The 7424-nt window shown below is 48.6% G+C and carries 5 protein-coding genes; 2 read left to right on the forward strand and 3 right to left on the reverse strand.

Annotation, left to right across the window (positions count from 1 at the left end):
* Positions 1 to 165 (reverse strand): IS66 family transposase (locus AXFE_RS21655; protein ID WP_407071693.1); only part of this gene is annotated, 165 nt, incomplete at its 3' end.
* 1198 nt (positions 166 to 1363) lie between these two features.
* Here AXFE_RS21655 and AXFE_RS15510 point away from each other — a divergent pair.
* Together AXFE_RS15510 and AXFE_RS15515 are read left to right on the forward strand one after the other, a co-directional pair.
* On the forward strand, positions 1364 to 3979 hold the full coding sequence (locus AXFE_RS15510; RefSeq protein ID WP_082058823.1) for an MGH1-like glycoside hydrolase domain-containing protein: 2616 nt from the start codon (positions 1364 to 1366) through the stop codon (positions 3977 to 3979).
* 333 nt (positions 3980 to 4312) lie between these two features.
* A complete protein-coding gene (locus AXFE_RS15515; protein ID WP_052606857.1) occupies positions 4313 to 5377 on the forward strand; it encodes a patatin-like phospholipase family protein in 1065 nt (354 codons plus the stop codon).
* Positions 5378 to 5564: 187 nt separating this feature from the next.
* On the opposite strand, the gene AXFE_RS15520 is transcribed toward AXFE_RS15515, so the two are convergent.
* Together AXFE_RS15520 and AXFE_RS15525 are read right to left on the reverse strand one after the other, a co-directional pair.
* A complete protein-coding gene (locus AXFE_RS15520) occupies positions 5565 to 6494 on the reverse strand; it encodes an alpha/beta hydrolase (RefSeq protein WP_052606858.1) in 930 nt (309 codons plus the stop codon).
* A gap of 151 nt (positions 6495 to 6645) precedes the next feature.
* Positions 6646 to 7424, reverse strand: a 779-nt coding sequence (locus AXFE_RS15525; RefSeq protein WP_152626148.1) for an IS630 family transposase, incomplete at its 5' end; no start/stop codon positions are given.

The raw sequence follows: 7424 nt of genomic DNA on the forward strand, positions 1-7424 counted from the left end.
AGATGATGCGTTGTGTTCGCGGATCGCATCCGCAAGCGGAGCGAGGAGCGGGCCTAGGCTACGCAGCGCTCCCACCAGAGTCGAAGGAGCGAAGTTGGCCCCTTGCATCGCAAGTGCTGCACATACCCGGTTGATCGGGAGCCCAAGGAGAAACTTCGCCACCACGATATGGGCGAGGAACCCAGCCGACAGCCCTACCTTTTGGAACTACCTTCGCTGGTGGTGCGCCAGCTACGACCCCCTTGGTCGCCTTGCAGTTACATCCTCTCCGGTACGTCGGACGGATATGGTCGATGACCCGGACTATCACCTCGACGTCGATCTCCTCGCAGCGTTCCTCTCCGAAAGGCGCATAAGGCGCACCACAGCTCCCACAGACCAACAGCTTGGAATCGGGCTCATGGATCTGTTGTACGCGTGGTAGGTGGTCATAGCTGCGTCGACCATGGCCGCGGTGCCCGAGTTGTTGACCTCTCTTGCGCCTTGGCACCTCATCAGGCTCAGGGTCGCTACTTTCTTCCAAGGCGCCTATTGGTTCTGCGTTCACATCCTGAGCCATCTTCGCCCGTTCGGAGCGACGCCCGAAAGCCTGTTTGGTTAGCTCGACGATCTTGGCTGTGAGTGCATCCACTTTGGCAGACAACTCGTCACGCTCGGACCTAAGGACGACGTTCTCGGCCTCCAGCGAAGCGATCCGCTCGTTGTCGTATTGGCGCACTGTTTTTGCCACGTAACTATAACTATCACAATTAAAGCGCCGTGTCCAGCCACCCTAGGCCACAGAGGATAGGCCAGCTACCCCAACCTTACGCCATCATCGAGTGTCTACAGCACCGCTTGTTTGACGGGATCACCGAATGTGTACGTCCCATTGGGATAAGGAGGAGATTTCAACACTTCTTTTTTATCTAACTCGCCTTATTGAAGAGCTCGAAAATGACGCCTAACCTTGGCTCATCCATAGAGTGATTAGGAAATTCATCAACTTTAACCATTTACCATTTGCTAGCGATGTTCTGCCAATATCTATCTTTTTAAAGAAATCTATCACCGGCCGTTTAACTACTCAGAAATAGCCATACCCGCGGGTTCACGTTGTTATCCATATCGTTATCTCTGATATTATGGTAAAAATACCTATAGAATATTTTTCAAAATATAGAAAACCGCACATCATAATGATTAGTCCTAATAGTGAAGTTATCGTCGGATTAATTCCTTTTATCTTGAAAAATTAACGCAATCAATCAAACGGATATGCTGAACAAGGGGCCGCTTTGGTGGATCACTATTGTGTAGCTAAATCGGCCACTGCCTAGGTCGAGTTACCTAATCAAAGACCTCACGATAGAATGTCCCCTCAATGGATCGTAAAGCAAAGCTAAGGCGTACAACGGAATATGAGCGACTGGGATCTGAATATGTAGATGTCTCGCAATGGAGAAAGTGGGGACCATACCTAGCGGAGCGCGCCTGGGGAACCGTCAGAGAAGACTACTCATCAAATGGTGACTCCTGGAACTATTTTCCATTCGAAGAAGCACTCTCCCGTGCCTATCGTTGGAACGAAGACGGTCTAGGGGGAATCTGCGACATAGAGCAAAACCTATGTTTAGGATTGGCCTTTTGGAACGAAAAGGACCCATTTCTAAAAGAACGCCTCTTTGGATTAACTAATAGCCAAGGCAACCACGGCGAAGACGTCAAGGAGCGCTACTGGTATATAGACTCGACTCCGAGCCACTCATGGATGCACTTTCGCTACCACTATCCCCAACAACCCTTCCCGTATCAAGAATTACTCGAAGAAAATCAAAGACGCTCACGGGATGAGGCAGAATACGAGATCGAAGATACCCATATCTTTGATGACGATAAATTCTGGGAAATCGACGTCGTCTACGCCAAAGAGTCTCCGGGAATTATTGCCTTTGAAATTTCGGCTCGCAACTGTTCTAGCGAATCAGCCACGCTACACATTCTTCCTAGCATCTGGTTTCGCGATACTTGGAGCTGGAGGGTTGAGGCACAAAAACCATCGCTGAGCTTAGATGGTGACACCATCGTCTCTAGCCACCCCCGCCTTGGAACTAGTTATCTTAAGGGCGATGGCGAATACAAGGCTCTATTTTGCGACAATGAGAGCAACAATGAGCGCCTCTTTGGCAGTGCCAGCACGACCCAATATCCCAAAGATGCAATAAACGACTATGTGGTCACGGGTGCCACAACCACTAATCCGGCCAATACTGGAACAAAGGCAGCACTGCATTATCTCCGAGAGGTCGAAGCGGGCCAGACTACGGTGGTCAGAGTCGTCTTTTCCCACGGAGAAGAGTCACCCATAGACCTGTCGGACGACTTTAGCGATCTCTTGGTAAAACGAAGAGCTGAAGCCGATGAGTTTTATGGGGCACTTTCACCCAAAGCTACTTCGAGTGAGGAAGCTTCCATTATGCGTCAAGCATTCGCCGGCATGTTATGGTCTAAGCAATTTTATCATTTTGACGTAGAGAGATGGATAGACGGCGATCCAGGACAGCCATCTCCTCCCGATGAACGAAGCTCGGGTCGCAATGCTTCGTGGCGACACTTTCACGCACTTGACGTCATCTCAATGCCAGACACCTGGGAATATCCCTGGTTTGCCGCTTGGGATCTGGCTTTTCACTGCATTACCCTTTCACATGTCGATGCAGCCTTTGCGAAGCGACAACTGATTCTCATGTGTCGCGAGTGGTATATGCATCCCTCGGGTGCACTGCCCGCCTATGAATGGGCCTTTGACGACGCGAACCCACCCGTACATGCTTGGGCAGCCCTTAGAGTCTTTGAGATCGACGGTGACGACGACTACGACTTCCTAGAACGTGTCTTTCACAAACTGCTCATCAATTTCACCTGGTGGGTCAATCGCAAAGACACAGAGGGCAACAACGTCTTCCAAGGTGGCTTTCTGGGCTTGGACAACATTGGTCCCTTCAATCGTTCGGATTTACCTCCTACACTTGGCAGACTTGAGCAATCCGATGGCACAGCTTGGATGGCTTTTTACTCCCTTTCCATGTTGGATATCGCTCTAGTACTGGCCGAACACGATGACACCTATGAAGACGTCGCTACTAAATTCTTCGAGCACTTTGCCTACATAGCTGCTGCCATGGATGCGCAAGGACTTTGGAACGAGGAGGATGGCTTCTACTTCGACATAGTTCGATTTGCAGATGGTGGATCTCAGCCTCTCAGAGCATTTTCAATGGTTGGCCTCATCGCCATGTGTGCCGTTACGATCCTAGAGCCCGAGGTCTCATCCTTAGTGCCGCAGTTCACGCGACGACTCAATTGGTTCATAAATAACAAACCTCAGTATTCCGGGGCGATCTCATATTCAATCAACGATGACGACCAAAAAAGGATCCTTCTATCAGTAGTTAGCCCCGAGAGGCTGTGTCGCATTCTTGGCCGAGTCCTAGACGAAGATGAATTTCTCTCACCCCATGGAATCAGAGCTCTATCTAAATATCACAAAGATAACCCTCTGCATCTAAACCTCGGAAACGTTGAAGCCAGATTGGACTATGAGCCCGGTGAATCATCGTCTCCTCTATTTGGCGGAAACTCGAACTGGCGCGGTCCAGTTTGGTTTCCCCTCAACTATCTAGTCATTGAGGCGCTTTCGCGTTTTGGATCTTTCTGTGGCGACCAAGTAAAGATCGAGTACCCGAGTGGCTCTGGAAATAACGCAACCTTGGCACAGGTCTCTAACGCACTTACCAAACGATTGACTTCACTCTTTCAGATAGACGAATCAGGATCACGACCAGCCATGCCAAAGATCAAGAGTCAATATCTCTATTTTCATGAATACTTCAATGGAGATACCGGTGAGGGCCTTGGCGCCTCGCACCAGACCGGATGGACCGGACTGATTGGCGATCTGATCATCCGCTCTGGGGACTCTAACAACTCTCAAATCTAGTTACCCAGCGATGATAATTTTACAAACTATTCGAGAGTAACTGGGTGATCAAACTAGAGAGATTACCAGCAAAAGATGACCTAACAGAAAGGGCGGAACGGGCCAAGGATACAAGCGGCAACTCAATGAAAACCCCTATCAAAAGCATCCAACGTACTAGAACCTAATATTGGGTCAAGATGCCTTTGTGTCTGCCTTGTCCAAGGTCCATTAGCTTTGGCGGGCAAAAGAGTTCGAAAGACTCTCAATCTCATGGCCTTTGTTGACGACGTGGATAGATAAAGGGTAGCGGTGATCTCGAAAAGGACTCATTTCGCTTAGAAACGATAGGCAATGCAGCACAATCCCCCAAATGCAAACGAAACAATGAATACTTGGCCCAACGGAGCTTCAAATCTAAGACGACGGCCATCAAACCCTCACGACATATTTTTAGGAAATCCTAAAATATCCAGCGAGCCTTGGTGGAAATCGATCTTGAGTGGCCATCAAGATAAGACCGGCTATACAGCCTTCATCCTCTCCGGCGGAGGAAATAGAGGAGCGGCACAGGTTGGGATGTTGAGTGCCCTTCTTGAACATTCAATCTTTCCAGACTTCATAATTGGCGCCTCTGCTGGGGCTCTCAATGGAACTTCATTTGCCATTTCGCCCTCACGCCAAACCCTAAGTGAACTCTTTGATCTTTGGACGAAGATGACCAAAAACAGCCTCTTTCCACCGAGGAGATTTGGTTCCACTTGGCGATATGCCCAGCGGGGAAGTTACGTCTACTCAAATGACGCCCTGGAGAACATCATCAGGGAACATATCCACATCTCAGATCTAAAAGATACACAGATACCTGTCGAGATCGTAGTTACTGACCTTCTAAATGGTGAACCACATAGATTTCACAGCGGAGATCCAACGCCTATATTGTTGGCGTCCTCTGCGCTTCCCGGTACCTTTTCGCCGATCGAAATCAACGGGAAGTTATATATTGATGGCGGAATCGCCGATGACGTCCCAATACGCAGAGCATTGACGCTGGGCGCCAACAAGATCTACGTACTCTATTGCTCTAGTCTCGATCGAACGCACAAAACATTCACTCGTCCAATTGAGGCGGTGCTGGATTCATTTACCCTCGCAAAGATGGCACGCCTCAAGGCCGATATCGCCGACGTAGATGCAAATGCCCAAATAACAGTCTTTGAAAGTCGGCTAGCCCAAGGCGTTGCGTGGCTCGACTTCAGTCATGCACACGCACTCATCGAAGATGGATACAAAAGCGCACTTGAAGCACTCAAAGGCCACGAGACAGCTGGCCTAACCCCAACCAAGAGCTACTTTAGCACCCACCCACCAAAGCGAGATCGCTTTGGCGAAGTCGGCTATAAACCAATTTCAAAGTAAGTCGAGCAATGGCCTAAATAAGAACCAGTCGGGCAAGCTGCGGCCGACGACTACCTCTATAGCAGATATCGAATATTTTCTGCGACAAGTAGTGATAGTCACGAATCCTTGGGGTACCGATCTCAAAGATGACACTTCGAAGGTGACGGTGCAACTCAAGCGGGAAGCTTATCTCTCATTTGAAAAATTATTGGGCAAATCCAGCTATATATTGACCAATGTCCAATAGCGCCTGGGCTCCGCCTGGGGCAAAGCCTGCCATTGAAATAAACCCATGGATCATTCCCAAATAACGATGGCTTGTAACACAGACGCCGGATTCAACCAGTGCCTTTGCATACAATTCCCCACCATCTCGAAGTGGATCATACTCGGCCGTTACTATCAAAGATGGCGGCGACTTCCTTAGATTCTCATCGATATAGGCATTCAAAAGCGGGTTTTTTAGATCCGTCTCATCCTTTAAATAACTTCGATTGAAGAAATCCATCTGACTTGCAGTTAAAAAGTATCCCTCTGAAAAAGCGGTCAGCGAATATGTCTCATCCCAATATACAGCAGGATAAATTAGCGCCTGGGCACATATTACAAAGTCAGACTGCGAATTCAAGTAGTTCGAAGAGACAGCTGCAAGGTTGCCTCCGGCTGAATCACCTAAAAGAAAAATTAAACTCTCATCGCAATCAAATTCTGAGATTTTGCTTCGAATCCATTTAATCGAATCAATAGCATCTAAAGCGGCGGCTGGGAACTTATTCTCAGGAGCAAGTCGATAGTCGACCGAGATCATCATAGTTTTAGCAGCAACAGCCAGCTGTCCAACAGTTCCATCATGAGATTCGATCGAACCTAAGACAAAGCCACCTCCGTGAAAATAGACTCCGAGACCCCTTCCAATTCGATTTGCCGGTACATAGACTCTGGCCCTAAGAGTTCGACCCACTAGGCCAATTTCGATATCGTAACTCTTCTCTAGACCATCGCTCTGGCCGCTGCCGAGCTGAGAGAGGTTGTCAAAGTTTCTGCGCTGTTCCTCTAGTGATATCTCACCTGGTGAAACTTCCTCAAGAGCACCAAGTTGGTCGAGCACGAATTGAATTCCGGGATCTAAGGTCAAGGTTTCCTCCTAATTACACTCTAAATAAATCTAGAACACCTTTTAATCCAATAACAATACCGGGGTTTCTCAGAGCCTAATTGCCCTGCACTCAAGAGACAAACCACCAAATTTATCAGCCGATGCCGAAATAACTAAGAACCTATAGAGCTCACACTCTGACTTGCTCCTTGAAATCAAGCAAAGAGTATGGGAATGTCGTCGTGTTGAGATAGTCGACTAATTCCTTTGTGACTGGTTCAATCTTGGGAATGAAGCGATTGTGGGTTACAGCAGAGCGCCCTTGCTTCCAAACGTGTTCCTGGGGATTGAGTTGCGGAGAATACGGAGGGAAATGGACTGCTTCGATGTGATGCTCCCTAATTGCCTCTTGAGCGACGCTCCCTCTGTGCCATCCTGCCCCATCCCATATAAGCAGAATCTTCTCTCTTGGGTAGATCTTGCGGATCGCCAGCAGTATGGCCGCTGTTTCATGCATAGTCTGGCGCTCTGTTGCAAATGCATGCTCCTTGCCTGTCTTGAGGTTCAAAAACCCATAGATGCTCCGGTTCTTTCTGGTTCCATTGGTCTCAATTACAGCTGGTGTGGTTCCTTTCGGTATCCACACTTTCTGAGTAGTTGTCGCCTGAGTGAGAACCATCTCGTCTTCACAGAGAATCACCGTATCTGGATCAGAGAATGCCTCTTTCAGACGTTCTTGCTGCTCGTCTTTCCATTCAGCTACTGCTTGTGGATCAGCCTTCTCGTACTGTTTGCCCGGCAGATGGAAGCTGAACTTACTTTCCCGAAACAGAACGTAATAGCTAGTCCTAGAGGCATAGAGAACACCGTATCTGCGCTTGAGTACTGTAGCCAGGATCCGTGTTGACCAAAATCGGGGAACCTTGCCTATAGCCGTGGTCATTGGGAGTTGTAGTCGTGAGCATGATT

This window comes from Acidithrix ferrooxidans, assembly GCF_000949295.1.
GTDB classification, from domain to species: domain Bacteria; phylum Actinomycetota; class Acidimicrobiia; order Acidimicrobiales; family Acidimicrobiaceae; genus Acidithrix; species Acidithrix ferrooxidans.

Excerpts from the sequence above, each read along its gene's own strand:
- AXFE_RS15510 (WP_082058823.1), top strand. The coding sequence starts at position 1,364 with ATGGATCGTAAAGCAAAGCTAAGGCGTACAACGGAATATGAGCGACTG.
- AXFE_RS15515 (WP_052606857.1), top strand. The coding sequence starts at position 4,313 with ATGCAGCACAATCCCCCAAATGCAAACGAAACAATGAATACTTGGCCC.